Origin of the sequence: Pseudoalteromonas sp. M58, assembly GCF_042604605.1 — a bacterium.
GTDB lineage: Bacteria > Pseudomonadota > Gammaproteobacteria > Enterobacterales > Alteromonadaceae > Pseudoalteromonas > Pseudoalteromonas tetraodonis.
The window spans coordinates 2,598,171-2,623,657 of record NZ_CP152390.1 but is presented as its reverse complement, the minus strand read 5'-3'; the positions used below and the strand labels follow the sequence as shown (position 1 = coordinate 2,623,657).

General features: G+C 41.2%; 23 protein-coding genes. 14 read left to right on the top strand and 9 right to left on the bottom strand.

The window, feature by feature from the left end; genetic code table 11:
* Window positions 1-16 precede the first annotated feature (16 nt).
* Both pdsS and pdsR read right to left on the bottom strand, forming a co-directional pair.
* Window positions 17-2,152, bottom strand: a complete 2,136-nt coding sequence (gene pdsS / locus AAGD16_RS12105; RefSeq protein WP_377112021.1) for a proteobacterial dedicated sortase system histidine kinase — start codon at window positions 2,150-2,152, stop codon at window positions 17-19.
* Window positions 2,146-2,841 (bottom strand): proteobacterial dedicated sortase system response regulator, encoded by a 696-nt coding sequence (pdsR, locus tag AAGD16_RS12100; protein WP_138563125.1) that lies wholly within the window; start codon window positions 2,839-2,841, stop codon window positions 2,146-2,148. Before pdsR ends, pdsS begins: the two co-directional genes overlap by 7 nt.
* Before the next feature lie 228 nt (window positions 2,842-3,069).
* Between pdsR and pdsO the strand changes: the two genes are divergently transcribed.
* The 3 genes from pdsO to AAGD16_RS12085 are packed head-to-tail and all read left to right on the top strand — an operon-like array spanning window position 3,070 to window position 6,426.
* Window positions 3,070-3,795, top strand: a complete 726-nt coding sequence (gene pdsO / locus AAGD16_RS12095; RefSeq protein WP_024602377.1) for a sortase-associated OmpA-like protein PdsO — start codon at window positions 3,070-3,072, stop codon at window positions 3,793-3,795.
* A 25-nt stretch (window positions 3,796-3,820) separates the two neighbouring features.
* The gene (locus AAGD16_RS12090) at window positions 3,821-5,824 is read left to right on the top strand and encodes a marine proteobacterial sortase target protein (RefSeq protein ID WP_377112017.1); all 2,004 of its coding nucleotides are present in this window, start codon (window positions 3,821-3,823) and stop codon (window positions 5,822-5,824) included.
* Window positions 5,821-6,426: a class GN sortase gene (locus AAGD16_RS12085; protein WP_028835730.1), complete on the top strand. Its 606-nt coding sequence runs from the start codon at window positions 5,821-5,823 to the stop codon at window positions 6,424-6,426. The genes AAGD16_RS12090 and AAGD16_RS12085 overlap by 4 nt, the downstream gene beginning before the upstream one ends.
* Here AAGD16_RS12085 and AAGD16_RS12080 read toward each other — a convergent pair.
* Window positions 6,321-7,280, bottom strand: a complete 960-nt coding sequence (locus tag AAGD16_RS12080; RefSeq protein ID WP_041695769.1) for a DMT family transporter — start codon at window positions 7,278-7,280, stop codon at window positions 6,321-6,323. The genes AAGD16_RS12085 and AAGD16_RS12080 overlap by 106 nt on opposite strands.
* A 131-nt stretch (window positions 7,281-7,411) precedes the next feature.
* Here AAGD16_RS12080 and proB point away from each other — a divergent pair, with 131 nt between their 5' ends.
* The 3 genes from proB (at window position 7,412) to gltX (ending at window position 10,516) form a co-directional block, all read left to right on the top strand.
* Complete coding sequence (gene proB / locus AAGD16_RS12075; protein ID WP_076920703.1) at window positions 7,412-8,515, top strand: glutamate 5-kinase; 1,104 nt, start codon at window positions 7,412-7,414, stop codon at window positions 8,513-8,515.
* 106 nt (window positions 8,516-8,621) lie between these two features.
* A complete protein-coding gene (locus AAGD16_RS12070) occupies window positions 8,622-8,981 on the top strand; it encodes a glutathione S-transferase N-terminal domain-containing protein (protein ID WP_008111110.1) in 360 nt (119 codons plus the stop codon).
* Between the two features lie 50 nt (window positions 8,982-9,031).
* A complete protein-coding gene (gene gltX / locus AAGD16_RS12065) occupies window positions 9,032-10,516 on the top strand; it encodes a glutamate--tRNA ligase (RefSeq protein WP_036956570.1) in 1,485 nt (494 codons plus the stop codon).
* Between the two features lie 57 nt (window positions 10,517-10,573).
* On the opposite strand, the gene AAGD16_RS12060 is transcribed toward gltX, so the two are convergent.
* Together AAGD16_RS12060 and AAGD16_RS12055 are read right to left on the bottom strand one after the other, a co-directional pair.
* On the bottom strand, window positions 10,574-11,425 hold the full coding sequence (locus tag AAGD16_RS12060; RefSeq protein WP_377112010.1) for a CPBP family intramembrane glutamic endopeptidase: 852 nt from the start codon (window positions 11,423-11,425) through the stop codon (window positions 10,574-10,576).
* 87 nt (window positions 11,426-11,512) lie between these two features.
* A complete protein-coding gene (locus AAGD16_RS12055) occupies window positions 11,513-11,908 on the bottom strand; it encodes a hypothetical protein (protein ID WP_335675025.1) in 396 nt (131 codons plus the stop codon).
* Between the two features lie 156 nt (window positions 11,909-12,064).
* Here AAGD16_RS12055 and AAGD16_RS12050 point away from each other — a divergent pair, with 156 nt between their 5' ends.
* The 4 genes from AAGD16_RS12050 (at window position 12,065) to AAGD16_RS12035 (ending at window position 15,363) form a co-directional block, all read left to right on the top strand.
* On the top strand, window positions 12,065-12,769 hold the full coding sequence (locus tag AAGD16_RS12050; protein ID WP_377112007.1) for a DUF3581 domain-containing protein: 705 nt from the start codon (window positions 12,065-12,067) through the stop codon (window positions 12,767-12,769).
* 91 nt (window positions 12,770-12,860) lie between these two features.
* Window positions 12,861-14,108 (top strand): DEAD/DEAH box helicase, encoded by a 1,248-nt coding sequence (locus AAGD16_RS12045; RefSeq protein WP_377112004.1) that lies wholly within the window; start codon window positions 12,861-12,863, stop codon window positions 14,106-14,108.
* A 300-nt stretch (window positions 14,109-14,408) separates the two neighbouring features.
* Window positions 14,409-14,768, top strand: a complete 360-nt coding sequence (locus AAGD16_RS12040) for a hypothetical protein (RefSeq protein WP_036955052.1) — start codon at window positions 14,409-14,411, stop codon at window positions 14,766-14,768.
* A 127-nt stretch (window positions 14,769-14,895) separates the two neighbouring features.
* Window positions 14,896-15,363, top strand: coding sequence for a hypothetical protein (locus AAGD16_RS12035; RefSeq protein ID WP_036955053.1), 468 nt, complete (start codon window positions 14,896-14,898; stop codon window positions 15,361-15,363).
* 437 nt (window positions 15,364-15,800) lie between these two features.
* Here the strand turns inward: AAGD16_RS12035 and AAGD16_RS12030 are convergent, their stop codons facing one another.
* Complete coding sequence (locus AAGD16_RS12030) at window positions 15,801-16,757, bottom strand: methylenetetrahydrofolate reductase (RefSeq protein WP_036953487.1); 957 nt, start codon at window positions 16,755-16,757, stop codon at window positions 15,801-15,803.
* Between the two features lie 233 nt (window positions 16,758-16,990).
* Here AAGD16_RS12030 and AAGD16_RS12025 point away from each other — a divergent pair, with 233 nt between their 5' ends.
* Window positions 16,991-19,873 carry a M16 family metallopeptidase gene (locus AAGD16_RS12025; protein WP_377111999.1) on the top strand — a complete coding sequence of 961 codons (2,883 nt, stop codon included), beginning with the start codon at window positions 16,991-16,993 and terminating at the stop codon, window positions 19,871-19,873.
* Window positions 19,874-19,948: 75 nt separating this feature from the next.
* Here AAGD16_RS12025 and AAGD16_RS12020 read toward each other — a convergent pair whose 3' ends face one another.
* Both AAGD16_RS12020 and AAGD16_RS12015 read right to left on the bottom strand, forming a co-directional pair.
* The gene (locus tag AAGD16_RS12020; RefSeq protein ID WP_013465706.1) at window positions 19,949-20,263 is read right to left on the bottom strand and encodes a helix-turn-helix transcriptional regulator; all 315 of its coding nucleotides are present in this window, start codon (window positions 20,261-20,263) and stop codon (window positions 19,949-19,951) included.
* 1 nt (window position 20,264) lies between these two features.
* Window positions 20,265-20,672, bottom strand: a complete 408-nt coding sequence (locus tag AAGD16_RS12015; protein WP_013465705.1) for a hypothetical protein — start codon at window positions 20,670-20,672, stop codon at window positions 20,265-20,267.
* 326 nt (window positions 20,673-20,998) lie between these two features.
* On the opposite strand from AAGD16_RS12015, the gene cysE reads away from it, so the two are divergent.
* Together cysE and AAGD16_RS12005 are read left to right on the top strand one after the other, a co-directional pair.
* Window positions 20,999-21,817: a serine O-acetyltransferase gene (gene cysE / locus AAGD16_RS12010; RefSeq protein WP_010387694.1), complete on the top strand. Its 819-nt coding sequence runs from the start codon at window positions 20,999-21,001 to the stop codon at window positions 21,815-21,817.
* Window positions 21,818-21,834: 17 nt separating this feature from the next.
* Window positions 21,835-22,479, top strand: coding sequence for a hypothetical protein (locus AAGD16_RS12005; protein ID WP_377111994.1), 645 nt, complete (start codon window positions 21,835-21,837; stop codon window positions 22,477-22,479).
* A gap of 15 nt (window positions 22,480-22,494) precedes the next feature.
* Here AAGD16_RS12005 and xseA read toward each other — a convergent pair whose 3' ends face one another.
* Window positions 22,495-23,829, bottom strand: coding sequence for an exodeoxyribonuclease VII large subunit (gene xseA, locus AAGD16_RS12000; protein WP_377111991.1), 1,335 nt, complete (start codon window positions 23,827-23,829; stop codon window positions 22,495-22,497).
* 134 nt (window positions 23,830-23,963) lie between these two features.
* Between xseA and guaB the strand changes: the two genes are divergently transcribed.
* The gene (gene guaB, locus AAGD16_RS11995) at window positions 23,964-25,433 is read left to right on the top strand and encodes an IMP dehydrogenase (RefSeq protein WP_008110278.1); all 1,470 of its coding nucleotides are present in this window, start codon (window positions 23,964-23,966) and stop codon (window positions 25,431-25,433) included.
* The last annotated feature ends 54 nt before the right edge of the window (window positions 25,434-25,487 follow it).

Here is a 25,487-nt window from a genome sequence, read left to right as displayed (position 1 = left end):
TTAAACCGCTTTTTGTTTAATTATTTAAAGGCAGGTTCACGGTAAACACCACACCGTTGCCTTGCTCATTATTGTGTGCTGTTACTGTACCGTTATGGTAATCACACACCAACCTGACAATATATAACCCTAAACCCAAATGCGGTTGTTGCTGCATTTGCTGGCTGCGCACCGAAACCATAGAATCAAAAATATGTTCAGTAAGTCCCTCAGGCAATAAAGTACCTGTATTACTTACCGTTAATGTTGCTTTGTTTTCGCTTTGCTTCAGGCTGACTTCAATCGCGGTGTTGGCTTCACTAAATTCCAAGGCATTATTTATTAGCTTATCGAGCAGTTGCGCTATAAATTCAGGGGCACCTTGCATTGGCAGTGTGCATTGGCAAATGTTGAGTGTAAATAACTGGTTAGGATAAGTAAGTTGGTAGCCCTGCATACAGCCACTAATTACTTTTTGTAAATCAAACGGCTCTGGCTCATTACTTTGAATGCTTTGCTCAAGGCGGGTTGCTTCACTCATAGTGGTAATTATTTTACCTAAACGCTCAACTCCTTCACTGGCACGCTCAAGGTATTTTTGACTCAGTTCACTTTGCTGCAAGCTTTGTAAGTTCTCAAGTGATGAACGTACAACCGCAACCGGCGTGCGCAGCTCGTGAGATAAGCGCGACGACATATTTTCTAAATAATCGGTATACCCTCCAAGGCGGCTCACTATATTTGAAAAGCTACGCGATAAATCGCCTATTTCGTCATTGGCATCGCTGTAATTTATATGGCCTGTTACCCGCCCTTGAGCATCAATGGCTTGCTCTGCTGTATCGCGTAGTCGCCTAATACGACTTGATATACGTGAGGCAAAAAAGAACAAAGTCACAGTACCAATCAGCATGACCGCCAAAATCACATTAAACAGTTTTTCCAGCGATTTATTACGCAGTGTGCGCACGCCATTGGTGGTTTCTTCGGCTATAACTGCGCCAATAACCTTATCCTCAATCCAAATAGGATACGCGGCCGATAAAATCACCGCTTTATTGTCGGGGGTGAGTCGCCACGACGATGCGGGTTGGCCTTTGAGTGCTTTGGCTAAATGAGTACCTTGCATTGAGGCGACATCGTGCAGGGTGTCTATAAACTCATCTTCGGGACGGGTTAAAATTTTATAGTACAAAGGATGCAAATAGGTTTGTTCAAAGCGTTGCCATGCGGTTTTTGGCGCTTGATTTTTTAGCCCATCAGCCCATACGCCATCGGCATTTTGAATACTGCCCGATTGCGCTAAAACACGATGATGATTATCGACCACCCAAATGCGACTGCCGCTGTGGCCCATGCCTTTTAATATACGGTTTATCTCAGGGGAGGGCACCAGTACTGAGCCTAAATCATTTGGGTTATTTAAGTTGGATGTAGACATGATATTAGGTGTTTGGTTTGGTTGTTTACTATCAACATCGGCAATGGCAAACCCCAGTTTATTGCCAAGCATACTCAAAGGAAAGCGCAGCTCAAGGTTGTAACCTGTTTCAGTTTGTTTAAAAAAGCCCTGAATTTTAGTAAAAGGCATTTTACTGTTGGCATCAAATGCGTTGACCCAGCCATCTTGGCGCGGAGCAATAATATAAGTATTAAATAGCCCATCAGGATTTTTTAGGCCAATTTTTACATAGTCATTATTGGTAATGCTGAGGCTGTTTTTAGCACGGTAAACTAAAGCATCATCTGTGACTTTAAATACTGCATATAAGTAATTATCAAACTTTCCCACCATGTGGCTAAATGATAAGTTGCTCAGTTGATGGTTATCATTGGCTGTTTGTAAGTAGCGTTTATCATAAAGCCAAAACAGCGATTGATAAGCGTCCCAGTCGTTGAGTTTGCCATCGAGCTGAATCGGGCTTTTTAAATTATAAGCATAGAGATCGCGGCCTTTTACCACCTGATCTAAAAAGTTGGTTTGTTCGTCAAATAAAGCGGGGCGTTCATGCAGGGCCGTGGCCAGTGCGCGTGTAGTGCCTACCAACGTTTTTTCTTGGCCTTGGCGTAAAAACTTTTCCATTTCCCATACATATTCGTAGCCAAGCCATGGCAACAAAAACAAAAAGCACGAAAGTAGGATAAATTTACTGCGTAGGCCAAATCTCAGCATGTGGGTTGCTCCCACCTATAGCCCATGCCATACACGGTATCTATACAGTCAAACTGGCTATCGAGTGCTATAAACTTTTTACGAATACGTTTTACATGCGAGGTAATGGTACTGTCGTCTACATAAATTTTAGCATCGCTCATTAACTCATTACGGCTTTTAACGTGTCCTGGTCGCTGAGCGAGTGAATGCAGCATCCAAAACTCAGTTACGGTTAAATCAACCAACTGTTGCTGCCAAAGCACCTGCATGCGTTGCGTATCGAGCGTTAGTTGACCGCGAATTATTAATGCGTTGGCATCAGCGGGTTGCTCTAATGCTTCCATGCGGCGAAATAGCGCACCAATACGCGCGGCTAAATGCGCTAAGCTAATATCTTTGGTTAAGTAGTCGTCGGCGCCCATGCGCAGGCCGCATACGGTGTCTATTTCGCTGTCGCGAGCGGTTAAAAAAATAATCGGTAAGGTTTTAGAAAGTGAACGCAGTGTTTGGCACAGTAAAAAGCCGCCATCTATTTCATGGCCTAAACCAATATCAACAATGGCTAAATCGGGAAGCGCTTCTTTAAAGGCCGCTTCTGCTTGAGGGCGGTTTTCATAACCACTCACCTGATAGCCTTGAGCGCTCAGCATTTCTATGTAGTTTTCGCGGATTGCGGTTTCATCTTCAATGATGGCTATTTTCTTCATTTTTATTAATTACTCATATTGACTTAGGCGCACTATAGCGAAGTTTTTGCGCTAAGTACGGTTAAAAACACAATTGCCATTTTTTTGCCACAATTGCTCAGCAGTTTGCCATTTTTGATCCCCTTTGTTGCCACTTCATGATGTTTTAATACAACTATTGAAATTACAGATACAACGCAAGTGCCAAACAATAGCTTGCCAACCATTATTAATAGTAAGGAATAGACCATGAAGAAAACATTAATCGCACTCACACTTGTTAGCACTTTTTGCGCTCCTGCTTTTGCCGCGGATACTCCATCGAAAGAAGCAAAAAAGGAAACCATAGTCGGCCTAAGCACAGGTGCCATTATCGGTGGCGTTGTTGGTGGGCCTATTGGCGCGTTTGTAGGTGCATTTGCTGGTGGCTTAATTGGCGATGCCAAGGTGGCTGAGCAAACCATTGCTGAGCAGCAACAAGCTTTAACTGTAATGGCAGAGAAAACCAACGACTATCAGCACGTACTTAATCATAACAGCCACCTAGAGGCGCAACTTGAACTACTGGCGCAGCAAAATGAGCAACTAACGCAATCACAGCTTAATAATTTATTGGCAATGACGGTGCAATTTAAAACAGGCTCTAGCGATATTGCTCCTCATTTTGCCAAGCAGCTTGATCAATTAGTTGCGTTATTAAAAAGCCAACCGCAACTCGCGCTTGATTTAAGTGGCTTTGCCGATCAGCGTGGTGAAGAGCAAGCAAACTTATTACTTTCAAAAGCCAGAGTAAACGCCGTACAAAGTTACTTAATTAAACAGGGAGTAAGCCATACACGTTTGAGCACACAAGCGTTTGGCGAGCAACAAAGCATAGCAAACAGTAACACCCTTGAAGATAACTTTTTTGACAGACGCGTTACTCTCACTACTCGTGCGTTAAATCAGTCAAGTAATCAAACCGCAAGCAATTAACAACGTGCGTTCGATGGAGTGATTTATGTTGAGTAAACCCACCAAAGTGCTTACCAAGGTAAGCCTTTTTATTTTTATTATTATCGTGCTTTTAGCCAGCTTTAAAAGCCATGCGCAGTCGCCAAAACTATCCTTGTTTGATAGCCAAGGAGTGGCGGTTAATCCTGGGGTTATTTTAAAAAGCGATGCAAAAATGACCCTAACAGGACTAATTAATCATGTTGTAGTAACGCAGCACTACATAAATGAAAATCCTTTTGCTGTAAATGCACGTTATGTTTTTCCTTTACCCGATGAAAGTGCCGTGCAAGCAATGACCATGCGTATTGGTGAGCGAGTGATTCACGGTAAAATAGCAAAAAAACACCAAGCAGAAAAACAGTATCAAGCTGCCAAGCAAGCAGGGAAGCAGGCCTCTTTGGTTCGTCAGCAGCGTGCAAATATGTTTATTACAAATGTGGCGAATATAGGGCCTGGTGAAGAGATTGTTATAACGCTTGAATATCAAGAGATTATTGATTACCAGCATGGAACCTTTGCGATTCATTTTCCAACCACAATAACGCCACGGTATCATGCAACAACAGGGAAACTGAACGAAGAGCAAGATAAGCGTACGGTAAAAAAAAGTGATCATACATCTTCGTTTACTCCACAAGGATGGTTAAGCCCTATTTATACAAAGCAAACCAATGAGGCTGCTAATGCCAGCGATTTAAGCTTAACAATTAACATGGATATAGGCTTAGAATTGGTTGATATAAACGCTAAGTACCATCAGGTAAATATTGAAAACTCTGCGTTTGGGCAATACAGCATTGTGCTAAAACCACAGCAAGCAATAAATAAAGACTTTGTACTGGAGTTTAAGCCACTACAAAAAGCGCAAGCTCAAGCCGCACTTTTTACTCAGCAAGCAAAAAATGGTGAGCAGTTTGCGTTAGCGATGTTGATGCCGCCAAGCGATCAGTTTACCCAGTCTGAGCGTTTGCCGCGTGAAATGGTGTTTGTGGTTGATACCTCGGGCTCTATGCATGGGCAGTCTATGGAGCAAGCTAAAAAAGCATTGTTTTACGCACTCTCGTTACTTGATAGTGATGATAGCTTTAATATTATTGGCTTTAATAATCAGGTTACTGCCATGAGTGATACCCCTTTAGTTGCTAGTGACTTTAATTTACGCCGTGCAAGGCGCTTTATTTATAACTTGCAAGCCGACGGTGGTACTGAAATACAAGGTGCGCTTGATGCCGTACTTAATGGTGCGCAGTTTGAGGGTTTTGTACGCCAAGTGGTGTTTTTAACCGATGGTAGCGTGAGTAACGAAGATGAGTTATTTAAAAGTATTGCGCGCACTTTAGGTGACAGCCGCTTATTTACCGTCGGCATTGGTAGCGCACCTAATCGCTTTTTTATGCGCCGCGCTGCTGATATAGGTAAGGGGTCTTATACCTTTATTGGTAGCACCTTTGATGTGCAGCCAAAAATGCAGCAGTTGTTTGATAAACTCGCTCACCCGGCGATGACTAATTTAGCGTTAACAAATACAAATGGAGACAGCTTAGATTTTTGGCCCTCCCCATTACCGGATCTGTATTTTGCTGAGCCTATTATGGTGGCTATTAAATTAGATAATACCGATACAATTACTTTTACTGGGCAAACAACGCATGGGGAGTTTAAGGTTAAGCTTAATTCGCAAGCAAGCTCAAAAGCCACAGGAATTGATAAGCTTTGGGCACGTCAAAAAATAAAGTCATTATTACTATACAACCAACAAAGTGTTGTAAAACAGCAAGTGCAGCAACTTGCGCTTGAGCATCAGTTACTTAGCCCATTTACTGCGTTTATTGCCATAGAAGAGAGCACCATTAAAGAAGTTGCTAAACAAACTACACAAGTGGCTAATTTAATGCCACAAGGAATGAGTATGCGTTTGCCGCAAACTGATGGGCAAAGCAAAATGCATATTGTGTTTGGAGCTTTAATGCTACTAGGTGGCCTGTTGTTAGTAAGGCGCTGTAAATGAAAAAGTGGTTGAGCATAGGTTTACTAGCCTTAGGACTGACCTTATTTGGTCATGGTGCATATATGCAGGCAAAGGCATGGCTTGCACAAGTGTTAATAGAGCAAGCATGGCAAACAGCCCTTAAATCACCCAATAAAAAAATTAAGCCGTGGTTTTATGCTGATAGTTACCCAGTGGCACAAATAATATGGCCAAAGCATAATAAACGACTAACCGTGCTCGATGGCGCAAGTGGTAGAAATTTAGCGTTTGCGCCCAGTCATTTTTTAGCTGCGGGGGAATTAGGTGGGGCTGATTTTGGTAACTCGCAAGGAGCACTTATTGCTGGTCACAACGATACCCACTTTGCGTTTTTAAAAAACGCTAAAGTGGGGGAGCAATTTTCTCTGCAATTACAAAATGGCAAAGTGCAGCATTATTCAGTGACACATGTTGAGGTAATTAATCAGTACAACACCGATTTTTTGCATCAAGCAGGGCTGTATTTACTGACCTGTTACCCTTTTGATTCGCTGGCCTCGGGTACCGATTTAAGGTGGCTAGTGTCGGCTGAAATATCCTCACCCGAGGTGGCGTTAGGAATATCGACCACTAGTTCTTGATGGCGTTGGCTTATCATTACGCCTATAAACACCACAAATATGCTGATCCACTGGCCAAGTGTCAGTACTTCGTTAAGAATAATGGCTGACAAAATTAAAGTGAAAATTGGGATTAAATTAGAGTAAGCTGCTGCGGTTAACACCGACACTTTACTAATCGCGTAGTTGTACATGCCGTACCCACCCAAAGTAACACAAGAGCCTAAGTACAAAATGCTCATTAGTGCGGTTAAATCGTGTTGGTTTTCGCTTGGTAGGTCAATAAATAATAAAAACGGAGCAAAAAACAAACTACCACTCACGCCTTGCAGAGCAATTAATGTGAGTGGGGAATAGCGGTTAGCTAAATGTTTTATACACACGGTATAAAATGCCGCGCACACCATGGCCATTAATTCTAAAAAATTCCCCAGTAATGGGTTTGGGGCTTGGCTTGAACTCGGTGAGAGCAAGGTCAATAAAATACTGCCGCCAATACACAGCGTAAAACCCACCACAATAGCTTTACTAATATGCTCTTTGAGCATGAAAAACGCTAAAAATGCCACAATAATAGGTAAGCAAGAAACAATCACCCCCGCCTGAGATGCAGAGGTGTACTCCATTGCGTGGCCTTCAAATAAAAAGTACAAGCAAGGCTCTGCCAGCGACATACCTAATAAATACTTCCAATCGCCTTTTAAATATTCAAAACGAATTACGTAACGCCATAAACATAACGAAATCAGTAAAGTGGTGAGCATACGTAAAAATATCACCAAGGCCGGATCATAAATCGCAATCGCGTATTTAAGTGCAATAAAGGAGCTACCCCACAAAAAGGTGGCAATAATTAAACATAAACTGGCAGGCATAAGGTGTAATTTAATCGGTTGAATATAGTGCGATCCTAGCACGCAGAGGGGGTGCTTGAATATTTTTTACTTGTTCAAAAATACCGAACTGGTATAAATAAATTCATCATTTATTGCGCTAAGTAAAAAACATGCAAAGGGATCAGGTAGTAGTTGTAAAGCTAGGTACAAGCGTACTCACTGGCGGTACCGATAAGTTAGACAAAGCACATATGGTGGAACTTGTTCGCCAATGCTGTGAGCTAAAAAAGCAAGGTCACCAGGTTATTTTAGTTTCTAGTGGTGCGGTTGCCGCAGGTCGCGAACAGTTATTAAAACCCTGTGGGCGCACATTAATAGACAAACAAATGTTGGCCGCTATTGGGCAAGGGCAACTCATTCATATTTGGCAAAGCTTATTTGCGTTGTATGGTGTTAACGTGGGGCAAATGCTACTAACGCGCGCCGATGTTGACGACAGAGAGCGTTATTTAAATGCCCGCGATACTCTCAATGCCTTATTAAATTATGATGTTGTGCCGATCATCAATGAAAACGACGCGGTTGCTACCAGTGAAATAAAAGTAGGTGACAACGATAACTTATCGGCATTAGTGGCTATTTTGGCCAATGCCGATAAATTACTATTGCTGACCGATCAACAAGGGTTATTTACCAGCGATCCGCGCACTGACATTAACGCCACCTTGATTGACGAAGTTACTCATATTAATGATGAGTTACGCCAACTTGCGGGTGGTAGTGGTACAAACCTAGGCACAGGGGGTATGGCAACCAAACTACAGGCAGCCGATATTGCCAGAAGAGCTGGGGTTGAGGTGATTATTGCCAAAGGCGCGGATGAAAATGTGATTTTAAAATGCATGAGCGAGCAACTGCCAGGCACCCGTTTTTTAAAACTTACCGCCCCTAAAGATGGCCGAAAAAAATGGTTATTAGCAGGGCCTAAAAGTAGCGGCCAAATTTTAATTGATGCCGGTGCGGTGCATGCATTGCAATCTAAGGGCGCCAGTTTACTTGCTAAAGGCATTACGCGTGCAATAGGTGAATTTGAACGTGGAGATTTAATTAACTTAATTGATGTAAACCAGCAAATTATTGCACGCGGGTTAACGCGCTTTAGCCATCTTGAAATCAATAAAATAAAAGGCGCACACTCTAATCAAATCAGCCAATTACTTGATTACGACAGCGGCGTGGAAGTACTACACAGAGATGATATGGTGGTGTTGTAATTAAGCACTTTTTTAACGATATAGCGCAACGTATAATCCGCTTATAGTGTTGCGCTTTTTTGTGTTAAAATCTTGCACCTTAAATTTGTTGTAAAGAGTATTGAAGATGAAATTAGTTCGCTGGGTTTTAGGTTGTATCATCTTATTTTTTAATTTTGTTTTTACGCCGCGTAGCAAAAAACGTGATCCGCAAGAGCAAACTAAGCTTGATCAGCAAACCGCACAATTTAAGCTCTATCAATTCAAAGCATGCCCTTTTTGTGTAAAAGTGCGCCGTTCAATTAAGCGTGAAGGCTTAAAAATTGAAACACGCGATGCAAAAAATGATGAGCAATACCGCCAAGAGCTATTAGAGCAAGGCGGAAAAGTTAAAGTACCTTGTTTACGTATTGAGCAAGATGGCCAAGTTAAATGGCTTTATGAATCAAACGATATTATTGCTTACTTAAACAAAGTAGCCGCTTAAAATATTTATTGGTATTTCATACCATCTCACTTATTAAAAGAGACATTACCATGACAATTCGTACCCGTGTTGCTCCGTCGCCAACTGGTGACCCGCATCTTGGCACCGCTTACATTGCCTTATTTAACTACTGTTTTGCTAAACAGCAAGGCGGTGAATTTGTACTTCGTATTGAAGATACTGACCAAGTTCGCAGCACACCAGAATCTGAACAAGCCATCATGGATAGCTTACGCTGGTTAGGCCTTGAGTGGGATCATGGTCCTGATGTAGGTGGTGAGTTTGGTCCATACCGTCAATCTGAGCGCAGTGATTTATATAAAAAATACGCTCATCAGTTAGTTGAAGACGGCAAAGCATTCTACTGTTTCGCAACCAGCGAAGAACTGGACCAAATGCGTGAAGAGCAAATGGCCGAAGGTCTGCGTCCTAAATACGATGGCCGTGGCTTAAACCATACAGAAGACGAAATTAAAGCAAACCTAGCAGCGGGTAAGCCTTACGTTATTCGTATGAAAATCCCAAGCGAAGGCACGTTTAAATTTAACGACTACCTACGCGGTGAAATCGAGATCCCGTGGGAAAACGTAGACATGCAAGTGCTATTAAAAGCAGATGGTTTTCCAACGTACTTTTTAGCTAACGTGGTGGATGATCACCATATGCAAATTAGCCATATTTTCCGTGGTGAAGAGTGGATAAACTCAGCGCCTAAGCTATTAAAACTGTATGAAGATTTTGGTTGGGAAGCACCCGTACTAGGTCACTTACCATTACTGCGTAATCCAGATAAATCAAAGCTGTCTAAGCGTAAAAACCCAACGTCTATTAATTACTACAAAGAAATGGGTTACCTACCAGAAGCGGTACTAAACTACTTAGGCCGTATGGGTTGGTCAATGCCTGATGAGCGTGAAAAGTTCACCCTTAATGAGATGATTGAGCACTTTGACATGAAGCGTGTATCGCTTGGTGGCCCAGTATTCGACGTAGACAAGTTAAGCTGGTTAAACGGTATGTGGATCCGCGAAAACCTAACTGATGCAGAGCTAATGCAGCGTTTTGTTGACTGGAAATTTAATGGCGACATGCTGGCTAAAGTATTACCAGAAGCTAAAACGCGTATAAATACGCTCTCTGACATGGTTGATTTAGCAGGGCACTTTGTAGGCGGTATCCCTACTTACGATCCAGCGCTATTAACAGCCGGTAAAGCTGATGAAGATGTTATTCGCCAAGCATTACAATTTTTTGTATGGCAGCTAGAAGGCTTACGTAGTTTTGAAAAACCAGCTATTTTTGCAATTGCAAAAGAAGTCGCTACCTTCCACGAGCTTAAAATTAAAGACTTCTTAGAGCCTATATTTGTGGCTATTACCGGCAAAACATCATCTACTTCGGTATTAGATGCAATGGAGATTTTAGGGTCTGACCTATCGCGTGCACGTTTACGTGTTGCGTTGGCTCATTTAGGTATTTCTAAAAAGCAGGCTAAAAAGATAGAGCGCGCATACCGTGATTACCCAAGTGCGTAATCGCGTATACAGATTCAAAAGCCGCTTAATTTAAGCGGCTTTTTTGTGCCTGTAATTCTAAGATGGAGTTGCCAGCATAGGGTAAGTAAATAAGAAAAAGTGAAACACATTAACGAGCCAATGACATAAAATGGCCCATTCTAATCGGCTAGTTTTATAGTAAATATAGCCATAACCAAAACCTGCAACGGCCGCCACGAGCATATAATGAGTACCCGCTGAAAAGTGTGCCAGTGAAAATACACAAGTACTGATAGCCGGTGCGAGCAGTGCAAACCTGCTCGGGGTTATTAGTTTTGAAAGCTTAGTTTGTATCACTCCCCTAAATAATGCCTCTTCTGCAACGCAGGTAAAAAGTAGGTTGATGGCTATAAATAACAACCAAAATTCAGGTACTTTTGGCGCAAATTCAACAAGGTTTAACGTTAAAGCAGTTATGAGCGCCGCTAAAATAGTGATAATTATGATTAAAGCAGGGTAGCCGATAGTTACTGGCTTTGCCGTTTTATTTTTTTCAAAAACATAAGCGGCCAGCATTAAACCCGCTAATGCTTTATCAAAATTAGCATACAAGGTAAATGCAATTGCGTTACTGGTGATTTGTTCATTAACAACAATAGGCCGGTTATTAAAACCCGCAAACCAATGTAAGGCCAACCCGAGTGAGGCTGTTATAAATAAAGACGTTAGAACATTACGTTTTAACGCTGAGGTTGCCAATAGCGTAAAGTGAAACAATCCCACATAAACAGCTATAACAGCAACCGCGTTTAAATTTATATATTCTTGATAATAGGCGCTAATAACACTTAGCAGCAATAAGTATTGCCATAATGGTTGGCGAAATACAGAGAGTTTACACTGCGGGAAAACACATAAAATAGCGGCAGCTAAAAAGTAAAAAGTCATTGGCAAATACTGCTTGTTGTTTGATAGAGGAAATGAGAGAAAACGAATCACATAGCGTTATAGTCTCAATTAGATAATTTTGAGCTATTAATAATTATAGGCTTGTCCGGTACAAGTAACGGCTAAATCACAATTGTAGCGGGATACTGATTGGCATTGCTCCAGTGTAAATGCATTGCCACCTAAATAAAGCACATCGTTTTTAAGGGATTCTATAGCTTGTGATTTCAAACGGTTATAGCTAATTGAGGATGTTCGCGTATCATCTGATACATCGCAGCTTTCGCCTTTTATTCCACCAAGGGGGCTTGCACCTCTATCGAGAGCGTCCTGAACACTGTAAAACTGCTCTAGACCACGTTTTTTAATGTGGCTTGAAACGTGTTCTGATAAAACCTCGTCGTCGATATTGGTTGTGTAAGTAATGTTATTACAGCCAGTTAATAATGAAACCGCGCATATTAATAAAAAAAAATACTTCATTAGTTAATCCCTTAAACTCGTATTTGCCTAATTTACTTAGTTAATTAGCGAGTTGCAAATTATCATTTTTCGCCTTTATTAAACAGATTCGACCTCTCAAGATTTTTTTTCTGGTAGTATAGCTAGGTTATAAGCAGTTTAAGCAGTGAACACACTATGTTAAGTCCTTACTATCAGCAGCATGCTGATTATGTTTCAATTTCTCGTGAGCAAGGTTGTCGCTTTGCTAAATGTGTAGCCGACGACTACAACCCGCTTCATGATAAAGACGCTAAAAAGTTTTGCGCACCAGGAGACTTACTTTTTTCTCTAGTGTTAGACCGCTATGGCATTAGTGAGCGAATGGAGTTTACCTTTGCCGGTATGGTTGATGAAAATACCAAGCTAAATTTTCCAGAACAACCTGGAGAAGAGTTTGATGTAACCCATGGCGAAAAAGTAATTTTAAAGGTTAAACGCGACGGTAAAACCAGCAAATGCCCAACACTTACAAATAGTTTAATAAAAAATTATGTTGAGTTCTCAGGTGCTGCGTTTCCACATGTAATTATTCCTTTAATGGGCAAGCAAGAGGTAATGATAAACCCTGCGCGTCCTATGATTATTTATGAATCAATGATCATTAACCTTAATAACATTGATATTAAATCACCGACCCTAGAGTTTGCACAGCCTAGCTTTGAATACGCTGGTAAACGCGGCAAAATAACCTTGCGCTTTAATTTATTAGAAAACGGCGAAAAGGTGGGTTTTGGTGAAAAACACATGGTGGTATCGGGTATTCGTGAATACTGTCAAAGCACCGTAGATGATTTAATTGCATTTTATAATGAGCGTAAAGCCACATTAAAACCGGCTTAAATACTTCATTTTACTTAGGCGCTATTTAGCGCCTTTTTTATTACTAAAGCTCAGGTATAATAGCGTTCTTTGTTATTTTAAAGCCAAGCTTATGTCTGCCACATCGTTCTCATCACTAGCCCTAGACCCGTTACTATTAACGGCAATAGAGCAAAATAATTACACTACGCCTACCGCCATTCAGCATAAAACGATACCGCCAATTTTAGCGGGCAAAGACGTTATGGGCAGCGCTCAAACTGGCACCGGTAAAACTGCCGCTTTTGTTTTGCCGCTATTACATAAGCTTTTAAATTCCGATAAAAAAGACGAACCAGGCATTGCTCGTGTGGTTATTTTAACGCCCACTAGGGAGCTTGCTCAGCAAGTATTTACAAGCTTTGAAAAATACGCACAAGGTACAGATATAAAAGGTGCACTTGCTTATGGTGGCGCAAGTATTGGTCCACAAATCAAAGCACTTAAAACAGCGCAAGTAATAGTGGCAACGCCAGGGCGCTTACTTGATCACATAGTGAAGGGCAGTGTGGTGCTTTCAAGCGTGGACTCTTTAGTATTTGATGAAGCAGACCGTATGCTTGATATGGGTTTTATTGACGAAATTAGACGAATACTGCGTCATATCCCAGGCGATCGTCAAACCTTACTGTTTTCCGCCACCTTTGATGACAGTGTATTTGAGCTGAGTAAAAAATTGCTCAAAGACCCTGAGCTTATTGAAGTTGATAAGCGTAACTCTGCTGCTGTAGAGGTTGAACAAGTTATTTACGCAGTAGATGAAGACAGAAAGCGCGAACTGGTCTCGCACATGATTGGCATGAAAAACTGGCGCCAAGTGCTTATATTCACCCGCACTAAACAAATGGCCGATAAACTTGCCAAAGAAATGTGTAAAGATGGTTTAAAAACCGAATCTATTCATGGTGATAAATCACAAGGTGCTCGCGACCGCGCATTACAAAACTTTAAAGAGGGCAGTACGCGTGTATTAGTGGCCACCGATGTAGCCGCGCGCGGTTTAGACATACCGGCACTTAAATACGTAATTAACTTTGAATTGCCATACATAGCTGAAGACTATGTGCATCGTATTGGCCGTACAGGACGTGCTGGTGAGCAAGGCCTTGCTATGTCGTTAGTGAGCTTAGATGAGCAATGGCTGCTTGAAGAAATTGAAGTACTGCTTGATACCCGCTTAACACCACAATGGCTTGAAGGCTATGAGCCCGATTTAAATAAGCCGCCTAAAGATAACCGCAAAAATACCAATAAAGCGCGTAAAGATCGCGATAAAAAACGTATTACAGGGCAAAGAGCGCCGAATAGAAGACGCAAATAAAAGCTTAGGGCTTAACCTAAGAGGCAGCTAAGAGCGAGAAGCGGTCATTGATATTGGCCAAATATCGTCGTTAATTGATTTGTTAAACTGTTCTTTGCGCATAAATTCATGAAAATGAGCGATGCGCGCATATTGTTCTATTTAACTTTTCTTTAAAGTTTTAGAAAACTTAGTGATAGTAATACCTTAGGTTATTTGTTAAAACTATATAGTAGACAAATGAGCGTGGAGTCGGCAGAAATATGCGCGATGAGCGCACTATTAAATTGTTATGCGTACTAAGCATACAAGGGAGTTTGTTTGAATAATCAGAAACGTTACTTTTCTAAAAATATATTTGATAGTGGAATAATTGAAGTTTGGTTCAAATGTATTGGATATGCTTTGGTAACGTCAGCTTTTGCGTATCTCTACATCACTAAAGAGATAAAATCTGCACTATTCATATTTTCTTTAAGCTATGTATTTACTGCTATACAAGTTGTACAAGGCACAAGGGGTCCTTATGAAAAGCTCAAATCCATTTATGTCTATCAACAAAGCAACAGACTATTTGCTTTAATTTTTGAAGGTTTTTTTCTATATATAAGGCTTCAAATTATTATTTCTCCATTGCTTGTAATGTTTTGGGCATATGAGAACGGTAAATTACCTGTTTAATCGTACACATAACAAGCGCCTAAACTCCGACAATGTTAAGTTGTCATGGTTTTGGCAAACAACGCAAAAAGCCACGCCAACACATTGCGTGTTAGGCGGGCGTTAGCTTTCTTATCGAATCGAGCGTATGGAAACAGTCTACCAAATTTCTTTTTTGCCTAGTTTTGAACAAGTGAAAGTCTTACTAATATTTTCAGTGTTGGGACCTGCGGCACTGTTATATGCATATAAAAATAAAGATTATGCGAAAAGACGTTTTACTATATTTTGGGGTGGTACAGTCTCAATTACGGCTCCACTTATTTTGCTTTATTTGATTATTAATCATGTCTCAACATACATGTCCTTTCAGTCAAAAGAGTTTGAGGTCATTAAAGGAAAAGTTAGTGTGTTACGCACCCAACCAAAAGAAGGACATGCTCCTGGCGATTTGATTAAAATAGCTGATAGAGAAATCGAAATTGATTATTACGTTAATTCTCCCTGCTATCATCAAACAATTTCAAATGGTGGTGTTTTACAAGCGGGCAAATTAGTGGCGTTATATGTATCGAATAATTGCATTTTAAAAGTCGAAGTTAGTAAAGAAAGCTAACAAACGCATTAACACTCGCTGCGCTCGCTAGGGACAAAAACACGTAGGCTCCCTCGCTTCGCTCGTTATTATAGACTACGTATTTTTGCCGTTATGCGGGCGTTATCAATGACCGCTCATGGCACAAAGCAGTCACTGGTAACGTTAACGCGGTAAGTTGGACTGTTTCTGGTAAATTCATCATTTTTGTCGGATGGCGTGGCTTCGCCACTTATCCGACCTACGTCAAAATGTAGGTTGGTTAAGCCGAAGGCGCCACCCAACAGGCTTTCTGACAGATCAAGTTAGTACTTATTAAAATAAACGAAGCTAACTACTTGAACTGGCTTGTTCTATGTTGCTTATTATTGTTGCCCGAACCCCGAACCCCGAACCCCGAACCCCGAACCCCGAACCCCGAACCCCGAACCCCGAACCCCGAACCCCGAACCCCGCAATTAAGCTATTAGTTTCTCCGCAAGGTTGAGTTCCATTGTTGCTTTTAATAAACGGTATAAGTTAATAGACGCGTCTATTTCTTCTTTACGGTTGGTTAAGCTTTCAATATTTAAGCCTAGCGGTACACCTAAGTGGGCACAGCTTTTTAAAATTGAGTCGAGGTTTTCGCGACAAATACGCACTGATTCGCTTAGTGTATTTTCCGAATCAAGCATGCGCCATTTAGTTGCCTCTGGCACTGAGATACCTAGCCATTGCATAAACTCCAAGGTTTTTTCACCACCACAAGGCGTAAAGGTTAATATAATCCTATTAGGTGTCAGGCCTTGTGCTTTGCATGTGCGCGCATAACTAGTTATTAAATCTATGGTTGCTTGTGCATTGTAAACGGCTTGAGAGATAAAAAACTGGCATCCTTGTGCCGTTTTTTCTATTAAGCGTTGGTGCTCGTTGCGCTTATTGGCATGGCGCTCAGCAATGGTTACGCCACCTAAAAAGAAGTCTTCAGACTGCTCTGCCAGTGTTTTGTAGGCATTCGGTAAGCTCAGCTTTATATCACCCGCTGATGATGGGCTGCCCACTAACACCACGTTTTTTAAATCGTAGTCATTTTTGGTTTCATCTAACCACGTTTTAAACTCACTCACACCGCGCTGAGCTACACTTTTATAAGTAATTACATCAAGATCAGATAAGCCTCGTAAGAGTTGACTGTACTCGCGCGGATCAACTGTTTGCTTAAATGCAAATGGACGCGCTTGCTCTGTACGACTGCTTTCATCTTGAATGTCATAAATAATTACGCCGTCATACTCAATTTCGTGTAAACGGCCTAATAACTTTTCGGCAATGACTTTTAATTGCGCTTTATCAGTCCCAATTTTTGGCGGTGTTGTGCCAATTAGGTAAACACCTTGGTTGGTGTCCTGTATTTTTTCTTGAAGTGATAAAGCCATAATCCTCATTCCAGCTTAATTTGTGATGATGGATTTAATATAGCAGCCATTTAGACGTCTAGATAGATTTATTTGTTGAAAGTTTCTCAACTAACGTGAATTATTTTCATAGTTAATAACTGACACAGTTGTTTACATAATTAATAGGCTTAGGGCTCTTATATTTAATTACTTTACGGCATACTTAGTTTGGTAAATGTTTTAAAAATTGCTCAATTTAAAAAGGGATAACAATGAAATTTAAATTATTGGCAAGTAGCCTAGCGGTATCGCTGGCCTTAACAGGTTGTGCTATGCAGCAAAACCAAAACACGCAAACAGCAGCTCAACAAGAACAAGTTAATAAAGCAGATGAGCGTGTTTTTTCACAAGATTACCTAATAGAAGAGCTAGATAACGGCCTACGTGTGATGGTAGTTAAAACCGATTACCCAGATGTAGTATCGCTACAAATACCTGTATCTGTTGGCTCGCGAAATGAAGTGGAAGCGGGTAAAACTGGTTTTGCTCACTTTTTTGAACACATGATGTTTAAAGGCTCTGAAAAGTTTCCGCAAGATGTGTATTCAGATATTCTAAAAAATTCAGGGGTTGATAACCGCGCCTACACAACTAACGATTACACTAACTACCACTTAAATTTTTCAAAACAGCATCTTGATAAAGTACTTGAGATTGAAGCTGATATTTTTCAAAACTTAAGCTACACCGAAGAACAATTTAGAACCGAAGCGCTTACCGTTAAAGGCGAGTACTTAAAAAATAACGCCAGTCCAATTCGTAAATTATTAAGTGCGGTACGCCAAGAAGCGTTCGATAAACATACCTATAAACACACTACTATGGGCTTTTTTGAAGACATTGAAGCCATGCCTGATCAAATGGCCTACGGTAAAGAGTTCTTTGCTAAGTTTTATAAGCCTGAATATGTATCGCTTGTGATTGTTGGTGATGTTGATCCAAAAGAGACCATGGCGATGGTTAAAAAGCATTGGGGTAACTGGCAAAAAGGCGACTATGTTGCTGATATTCCAAAAGAGCCAACTCAACAAGCGCCAAAATATGTGCATGAGCAAAACGAAGGACTACCTGGTCACTGGTTACTTGTGTCGTATAAAGGCGCTGCATGGGAGCCTCAGAAAAAAGACAGAGCCGCATTAGATTTACTATCGCAGCTTTATTTTTCTAGCAATTCAGATATTTACCAAGAGCTGGTAGTAGAAAAGCAAATAGCGAGTCAAATGTTTACCTATAACCCAGAGACTAAAGATCCAGGGTTACTGCATGTATTTGTAAAAGTTGAAAATGCCGATGATTTAGCCACAGTGCGTGATGCTATAAACCGTACGTATGCCAAAGCGCGTACCGAGTTGGTTGATAGCCAAAAACTCAGTGATTTAAAGTCTAATCTTAAATACAGCTTTATAAATGGTTTAGATTCATCGCAAGCAATTGCCTCTACACTTGCCAGCTATATGCATTTTGAGCGCGATCCTGAGGTGATTAACCAACTGTATAAATCGGCAGACAATATCACTAGCGAAGATATTAGAGCCGTTGCAAATAAGTATTTTGTTGATAATGCCCGCACCACAGTTACTATGTCGGCACTTGATAAAGCCCCAGGTTTTGAACAAGAAAGCGACTTAGATGCGTTGGTAGCAAAATATCAGCAAGTACCGAGTAAGCCTATCTTTAAGGTGCTGGATAAAACTAATAGCTCGCCGTTAATCGATATTAACTTATTATTTAATACCGGTGCGGCTGCCGATCCGCAGGGTAAAAAAGGCGTGGCGGCTTTAACTGCCGCAATGCTAGCGCAAGGTGGCTCAACGTCAATGAGTTACAAAGAAATCAAAAAAGCAATGTACCCGCTGGCGGGTAGCTTTGGTTATCAAATAGATAAAGAAATGCTGTCGTTCCAAGGGCGTATCCATAAAGATAATGCAGCTCAGTGGTATGCTTTAGTGAGTGAGCAGCTTCTAAACCCAGGCTTTAGAGAAGATGACTTTAAACGTCTGAAAAAAGAAATGATCGATGGCATTAAATCGGGCTTAAAAGCTTCTAATGATGAAGAGTTGGGTAAAGAAGTGCTCTACAGTGTGCTTTATAAGGGGCACCCTTATGAAAGCTATAACTACGGTGACTTATCAGATTTAGAAGCGCTTACTCTTGATGATGTTAAAGCGTTTTATAATGCTGAGCTTACACAAGCTAAACTTACTGTGGGTTTAATTGGTGCAGTCCCTACAAAACTTAAAGCACAAATGTTAGCAGACTTAGCGACACTCCCTAAAGGCGAACAAAGCCGCTTAACAATCCCTGATGCGCCAGAGCTTAAAGGTCATCATGCAACAATTGTTGAAAAGTCAGCGCAATCAACGGCTGTGTCGTTCGGGTTCCCTATTGATACCATTCGTAGCAGCGAAGACTGGACCGCATTGTGGCTAGTGCGTTCGTACTTTGGTGAGCATCGCAGTTCTAACAGTTACTTGTACGAACGTATTCGTCAAACGCGTGGCATGAATTACGGTGATTACGCCTACATTGAATACTTCCCTCGTGGTATGTTTCAAACTAAGCCAGATGCAAACTTAGGACGCTCTGAGCAAATTTTCCAAGTGTGGCTGCGTCCACTGCGCTCAAACAACGATGCGCATTTTGCAACCCGTACCGCATTATTTGAACTAGATAAGCTAATTAAAAATGGTATGACTGAGGCAGATTTTGAAGCCACACGTAACTTTTTAATTAACTTTGTGCCACAAATGGTTGCTAGTCAAAATCGCCAGTTAGGTTATGCGCTAGATAGCGAGTTTTATAACACCGATAGTTTTGTAAACTACGTCACAAGCAAACTGAAAACATTGACTGTTGACGATGTAAATCGAGTGATTAAAGATAACCTACAAACTGAGAATATTCACTATGTGTTTGTTACCGGTGATGGTGAAGATATGCAAAAACGTTTAGCAACTATGCAAACCTCGCCTATGGTGTATAACACCGATAAGCCTGCCGAGTTAGTGGCTGAAGATAAGGTAATTGCTGATTATAAACTGGCAATTCCTGCAAAAAATATTGAAGTAGTAAAGGTGGATAAAGTATTTCAATAATTTAAGTTTTTAAGTATTAAAAAATGCCCCTGTGCCGTAAGCATTGGGGCATTTTTATATTTTAGGTTGTAAATACTAGTTACTTACTAAAAGTACTGAGGCTGCACCAAGAGCAAAACTAATAACAGAGCTAATAATCAAACCTGCAATAAAACTTTTAGATGGGCTGTTATTGGCATCATTTTGGTTGTTTTCATCAAGCTTAATAAGCTCACCTTGGCGTACTTCAAATACCGCACATAAGGCCATGGTGGTTTCTTTTGAGGCTGCACCTTCTTTTTCTACTCGTTGAATGGTTCGTAAGCTTACATCGCAGGCATCGGCAAGCTGTTGTTGTGTCCAATCGAATGTGTGCCTGAGCGACTTTACCGTTGTAGGGTTTAATTGCATGTTAAAGTTTCCCTACAATTAGCTCTACGACTGTTGCAGTGGTATAGCCAAATACTGCACCACCTAACGCGCAGCCTAGAATAAAAAAAGCCGCTTTTTTAGGATCGCTAGGAAGACTACTTTGAACTTGCTTGGCAAGCACTTCTTGATCTTTGTATAGAGTGCACTCAAGTCGTCCTGTGAGTATATTGAGCATGTCAAATTTCACTTGGTACTGCGAATTTTCAAAATCAAATGTGTGTGAGCTTTTTATATTAACACTGCGCCTACTGCTAACTAAGTCATCGTTAATATAGACTTCTTCTTTACCTGTAAAGTAGCTTCCAAAACAGGCTATTTGGTTATCGCCATCTTGAAAGTAAAATTTATAGCCTAATTTTTTTGTATTTAATATGTCGTTTTTCATCATCGTTATCCTTGTTGAGTTGATGATGCTAATTTAGCGTTTATTATTATTTTTTACGCCGTCAGCAGTACGCCAATGGCTATTTTGGCACATGACACACGTGCTGTCATATGTTGTTATTTGTTGATTTTTATTAACTTATTTTATTTTTGCACAAATGGTTAAACCTGCCTAACTGTCATATGACATGACTTGAAAAAAGTAATATAAACCTGAAACTTAACTGGTTATATATAATAACCAGAACAAATAACGAAGGGATTAACACCTAGGCGGCTAAATCCGTTAGAATTGGTCATAGGCTCTTTGTAATAACTTAAGGCAGTATTATGCGTCATGAAATTTGGCAACAGCTTCGTAGTGAAGCAAATGAAGTAGTAACTCGTGAACCCCTTTTAGCGAGCCATGTGTATTCGTGTATTTTAAATCATGAGTGCTTAGGGTCGGCATTGAGTTTTATTGTTGCTAACAAGCTAGCTGATGCTGTGGTTTCTGCTTTTACAATCCGTGAGCTGTTTGACCAAGCTTTTGTAAAGTGTGACCGCATGCTGACACATGTTGCTCATGATATTAAAGCAGTAAAAGATCGTGACCCTGCCGCCGAAACCTACCTTACTGTGATTTTAAATTTAAAAGGGTTTCACGCCATACAAGCACACCGCTTAGCTAACTGCTTATGGCAACAAAACCGTAAAGAGCTTGCGCGCTTTATTCAAAGTCGTACCTCAGAGGTGTTTGGGGTTGATATTCACCCTGCTTGTAAAGTAGGCCAAGGCATCATGTTTGACCATGCCACCGGTATTGTTATAGGTGAAACCGCCGTAATTGAAGATAATGTATCTATATTACAATCGGTTACATTAGGTGGTACGGGTAACGAGCAAGGCGATCGCCATCCTAAAATTAGAGCGGGCGTACTTATTGGGGCGGGCGCTAAAGTGTTGGGTAATATTGAAGTAGGCGAGGGCGCACGTATTGGCGCAGGTTCAGTGGTATTAAGCCCTGTACCACCTCACACAACTGCTGTTGGCGTACCTGCAAAAATTATTGGTCGCCCTGATTGTGAGTGCCCGGCAGAAAGTATGAACCAAAACTTTTTAGAATATCCCGAGCCAGAAAACGAATCGCACACCAGTGCAATGCTTTAATTTTTGAGTACCTAGAAATGATATATAAAAGTAACCTTGTGGCTATGCTGCTCTGTTTTTCTTCAGGCGTGGCGTTAGCAAGTGGTTACTTTTTGTTTTTTAAAGATTCCACTCGTGTTTCCTCAGCGCCCAAACAAGCTGTAATCTCTTCGGCTAACACTCAAGTCAATAATCAGCCAACTACTTTGCAAGGCTTAGTGCAGGTTAATAAAGCCCAAGCGGCTGATCAACAAACTCAGCTAGCACAACATGTGGTTGAGCTTAATCAGCGGCTTGAAAAAAAATCAATCCAGCTTAAGCAGTCTCAACAACAGCTAAAGTTAAATCAATTAGAAAGTGTAGAGCTTGATGATGAGCTCGCAATACAGTTTGAGCAAGAGGCTGATAATCTCGAATGGAGTTACGAGCTTGAAGTCGCGTTAACTGACTTTTTAATTATTAATGATTTTGCAGATAGCGCTGAGCTTACAGCGCTTAAGTGTAAGCAAACAATTTGCAAGTTTGAGCTTACCATAAACCAGAATGCCGTTAATTATGGGGCTAAATTATGGCGCGAGCTTAACGATAAGCTTCATCTTGAACCTTGGTGGCAGCAATTTAAACTCAGTGCATCTCAATCTAACGATGCCCGTATTGAGTTTACCGTAAGTACGCAAGGCTAGCGCTTAGCAATATAGCTAAGCTTCTACCTTTGAAATAACCTGGCCATCTACTAACTCAGTGATCAACACATCACCCACTTTTACATCTTCCACTGATTTAATCACTTTATTTTGCGCTGTTTTAGTAATGCTATAACCACGTGCTAATACATTAAGGGGGCTGACCGAATCAAGCCGACTTGCTTGTAAGGCAAGCGTATTATTTGCGTGTTGTAGTTGCTGCTGCATCGCTTGATTTAGCCTTGCATGAAGCTGGGCTAGCTGATGGTTTGCATTTGCTAGCTTTTTATCTGGTGATTGGCGCATTAGTCTGGGTGTTAAATTAGCTAACACGCGTTCTTGTTGATATAAACGCTGACGCATTGCCTGTTGCAGTGCAATACTCAACTCATCTAAGCGTTGTGATTTTTGGTTTAGCTGATTGCGCGGGTGGCACAAATTTAAGCGATGCTGTAGCTGAGTTGCCAGTGCACGTTTATCGGCAATGTCGTGTTTAAATGCATTCGCTAAACGACTAATTAACTGATTAACCCTATTATGCAGCTCTTGTGTATTGGGGCTTACGAGCTCTGCGGCTGCAGAAGGAGTTGCTGCGCGTACATCAGCGACATAATCGCTAATTGTGGTATCTATTTCATGGCCAACAGCGCTCACAATTGGCAGCGAGCTTTGATAAATAGCACGAGCAAGTTGTTCATGGTTAAAGCACCATAAATCTTCTAATGAACCACCGCCGCGCCCGAGTATGATAACGTCGACTTCATTACGTAAATTTGCCAGCTCTATTTGCTTGATTAAATGGCCATGCGCTTCTTTGCCTTGCACCATCGCAGGGTAAATAACCACTTCTAATTGCGGCGCACGACGCTTTAAAACAGTTAAAATATCTTTGATTGCGGCGCCTGTAGGTGAGGTGATCACCCCTATGCGATTTATGTTTTGGGGCAGGGGCTTTTTATAAGCGGAGCTAAATAAGCCCTCTGCAGCCAAACGCATTTTTAGCGCGTCAAACTCTTGCTTAAGTTGCCCTTCGCCGGCAGGTTCCATATGTTCAACAATAAGCTGGTAGTCACCACGGGGTTCGTACAAAGATACACGTGCTTTAACGGTTACTTGTGCGCCGTTAATTGGTCGGTAACTTTGGTTGCGATTATTGCCTCGCCACATGGCGGCTTTAATTTGCGCTTTATCGTCTTTTAATGAAAAATACCAATGCCCAGAAGCAGGCGCAATAAAGTTAGAAATTTCACCAGTGAGTACTAAAGACGCAAAACCTTGTTCAAGTAGGGCACGTATTTCACGATTAAGGCGAGATACGGTATAAACCGTTTGCGAGGGCTTAGAAAACATAAAAACTACCAAAAAACATTTATAAATCTAGCTTATCATAAATAAATACAAAATATTATTTACTAGTGCCCACAACGCTGTTAAAATTTGGCCGCAATTCCTTATCTTAGATCCACATGTGAGAAGTTGCCAAAATGCTTAGAATCGCTAAAGAAGCTCTTACCTTTGATGACGTACTTTTAGTACCTGGTCATTCTACTGTTTTGCCACATACGGCAAATATTTCAACTCGCTTAACGCGTGGTATCAAACTTAACTTGCCGCTCATTTCAGCATCTATGGATACTGTTACAGAAGCTCGTTTAGCTATTGCCCTCGCGCAGGAAGGTGGTCTTGGTTTTATTCATAAAAACATGACCATTGCAGAACAAGCGAAAAATGTTCGTAAAGTTAAAACCTATGAAGCAGGTATTGTTTCATACCCTGTTACAGTAACGGCCGATCTGACTATTGCAGATGCTGTTGAATTGTCTCAGGAAAAGGGATTCTCAGGTTTTCCGGTCACCGATAGCGAAAATAACCTTGTAGGTATTGTAACTAGTCGTGATATGCGCTTTGAAACTAAGCTTGAACAGCCGGTTTCAACAGTGATGACGAAAAAAGAAAACCTAGTAACGGTTAAAGAGGGAACGGCTCGCGAAGATATCTTAAGCTTAATGCACGAACACCGCATTGAGAAGATTCTTGTGGTTGATGATGCGTTTAAACTTAAAGGCATGATCACCGTAAAAGATTACCAAAAAGCACAAGACAAACCAGATGCGTGTAAAGACGAGCAAGGTCGTTTACGTGTAGGTGCTGCGGTAGGTGTTGGCGCGGGCACTGATGAGCGTATTGCTGCATTAGTTGAAGCCGGTGTTGATGTACTTCTAATCGATACTTCTCATGGTCACTCTCAAGGTGTTATTGACCGTGTTGCAGCGACTCGTCAAGCTTACCCAGATTTACAGATTGTTGCAGGTAATGTAGCAACAGCAGAAGGGGCCATTGCGCTTGCAGATGCCGGTGTTGATGCTGTTAAAGTAGGTATCGGTCCAGGTTCTATTTGTACTACACGTATTGTTACCGGTTGTGGTGTACCACAAATAACAGCTATTTCTGATGCGGTTGAAGGCCTTAAAGGTCGCGATATTCCAGTGATTGCCGATGGCGGTATTCGTTTTTCTGGTGATATTGTAAAAGCATTGGTTGCCGGTGCATCGTGTGTAATGGTTGGCTCTATGCTCGCGGGTACTGAAGAGGCACCAGGTGAAGTTGAACTTTATCAAGGTCGTTACTACAAGTCTTACCGTGGTATGGGTAGCCTAGGTGCGATGGATCAAAAAGAAGGGTCATCAGATCGCTACTTCCAAAAATCAAACCAAGCTGACAAGTTAGTACCAGAAGGCATTGAAGGTCGTGTAGCTTATAAAGGGCCAATTGCGACCATTATTCACCAACAAGTGGGTGGTCTTCGCAGTGCAATGGGCTTAACCGGTTGTGCCACAATCGAAGAGCTAAACACTAAACCACAGTTTGTACGTGTAACTTCTGCTGGTATGGGTGAGTCGCATGTTCATGATGTGCAAATCACTAAAGAAGCACCGAACTACCGTTTAGGCTAATCAGCCTTTAACAACTTGAAAAAAGTGGGTTAACTTTCGTTAGCCCTAATATAG

Coding starts and splice junctions, on each gene's coding strand:
- proB (WP_076920703.1), top strand. CDS start 7,412: ATGCAAAGGGATCAGGTAGTAGTTGTAAAGCTAGGTACAAGCGTACTC.
- AAGD16_RS12060 (WP_377112010.1), bottom strand. CDS start 11,425: ATGACTTTTTACTTTTTAGCTGCCGCTATTTTATGTGTTTTCCCGCAG.
- AAGD16_RS12070 (WP_008111110.1), top strand. CDS start 8,622: ATGAAATTAGTTCGCTGGGTTTTAGGTTGTATCATCTTATTTTTTAAT.
- AAGD16_RS12025 (WP_377111999.1), top strand. CDS start 16,991: ATGAAATTTAAATTATTGGCAAGTAGCCTAGCGGTATCGCTGGCCTTA.
- AAGD16_RS12030 (WP_036953487.1), bottom strand. CDS start 16,757: ATGGCTTTATCACTTCAAGAAAAAATACAGGACACCAACCAAGGTGTT.
- guaB (WP_008110278.1), top strand. CDS start 23,964: ATGCTTAGAATCGCTAAAGAAGCTCTTACCTTTGATGACGTACTTTTA.
- AAGD16_RS12045 (WP_377112004.1), top strand. CDS start 12,861: ATGTCTGCCACATCGTTCTCATCACTAGCCCTAGACCCGTTACTATTA.
- AAGD16_RS12080 (WP_041695769.1), bottom strand. CDS start 7,280: ATGCCTGCCAGTTTATGTTTAATTATTGCCACCTTTTTGTGGGGTAGC.
- xseA (WP_377111991.1), bottom strand. CDS start 23,829: ATGTTTTCTAAGCCCTCGCAAACGGTTTATACCGTATCTCGCCTTAAT.
- cysE (WP_010387694.1), top strand. CDS start 20,999: ATGCGTCATGAAATTTGGCAACAGCTTCGTAGTGAAGCAAATGAAGTA.
- pdsS (WP_377112021.1), bottom strand. CDS start 2,152: ATGCTGAGATTTGGCCTACGCAGTAAATTTATCCTACTTTCGTGCTTT.
- AAGD16_RS12020 (WP_013465706.1), bottom strand. CDS start 20,263: ATGCAATTAAACCCTACAACGGTAAAGTCGCTCAGGCACACATTCGAT.
- AAGD16_RS12035 (WP_036955053.1), top strand. CDS start 14,896: ATGGAAACAGTCTACCAAATTTCTTTTTTGCCTAGTTTTGAACAAGTG.
- AAGD16_RS12085 (WP_028835730.1), top strand. CDS start 5,821: ATGAAAAAGTGGTTGAGCATAGGTTTACTAGCCTTAGGACTGACCTTA.
- gltX (WP_036956570.1), top strand. CDS start 9,032: ATGACAATTCGTACCCGTGTTGCTCCGTCGCCAACTGGTGACCCGCAT.
- pdsO (WP_024602377.1), top strand. CDS start 3,070: ATGAAGAAAACATTAATCGCACTCACACTTGTTAGCACTTTTTGCGCT.
- AAGD16_RS12005 (WP_377111994.1), top strand. CDS start 21,835: ATGATATATAAAAGTAACCTTGTGGCTATGCTGCTCTGTTTTTCTTCA.
- AAGD16_RS12015 (WP_013465705.1), bottom strand. CDS start 20,672: ATGATGAAAAACGACATATTAAATACAAAAAAATTAGGCTATAAATTT.
- AAGD16_RS12055 (WP_335675025.1), bottom strand. CDS start 11,908: ATGAAGTATTTTTTTTTATTAATATGCGCGGTTTCATTATTAACTGGC.
- AAGD16_RS12090 (WP_377112017.1), top strand. CDS start 3,821: ATGTTGAGTAAACCCACCAAAGTGCTTACCAAGGTAAGCCTTTTTATT.
- pdsR (WP_138563125.1), bottom strand. CDS start 2,841: ATGAAGAAAATAGCCATCATTGAAGATGAAACCGCAATCCGCGAAAAC.
- AAGD16_RS12050 (WP_377112007.1), top strand. CDS start 12,065: ATGTTAAGTCCTTACTATCAGCAGCATGCTGATTATGTTTCAATTTCT.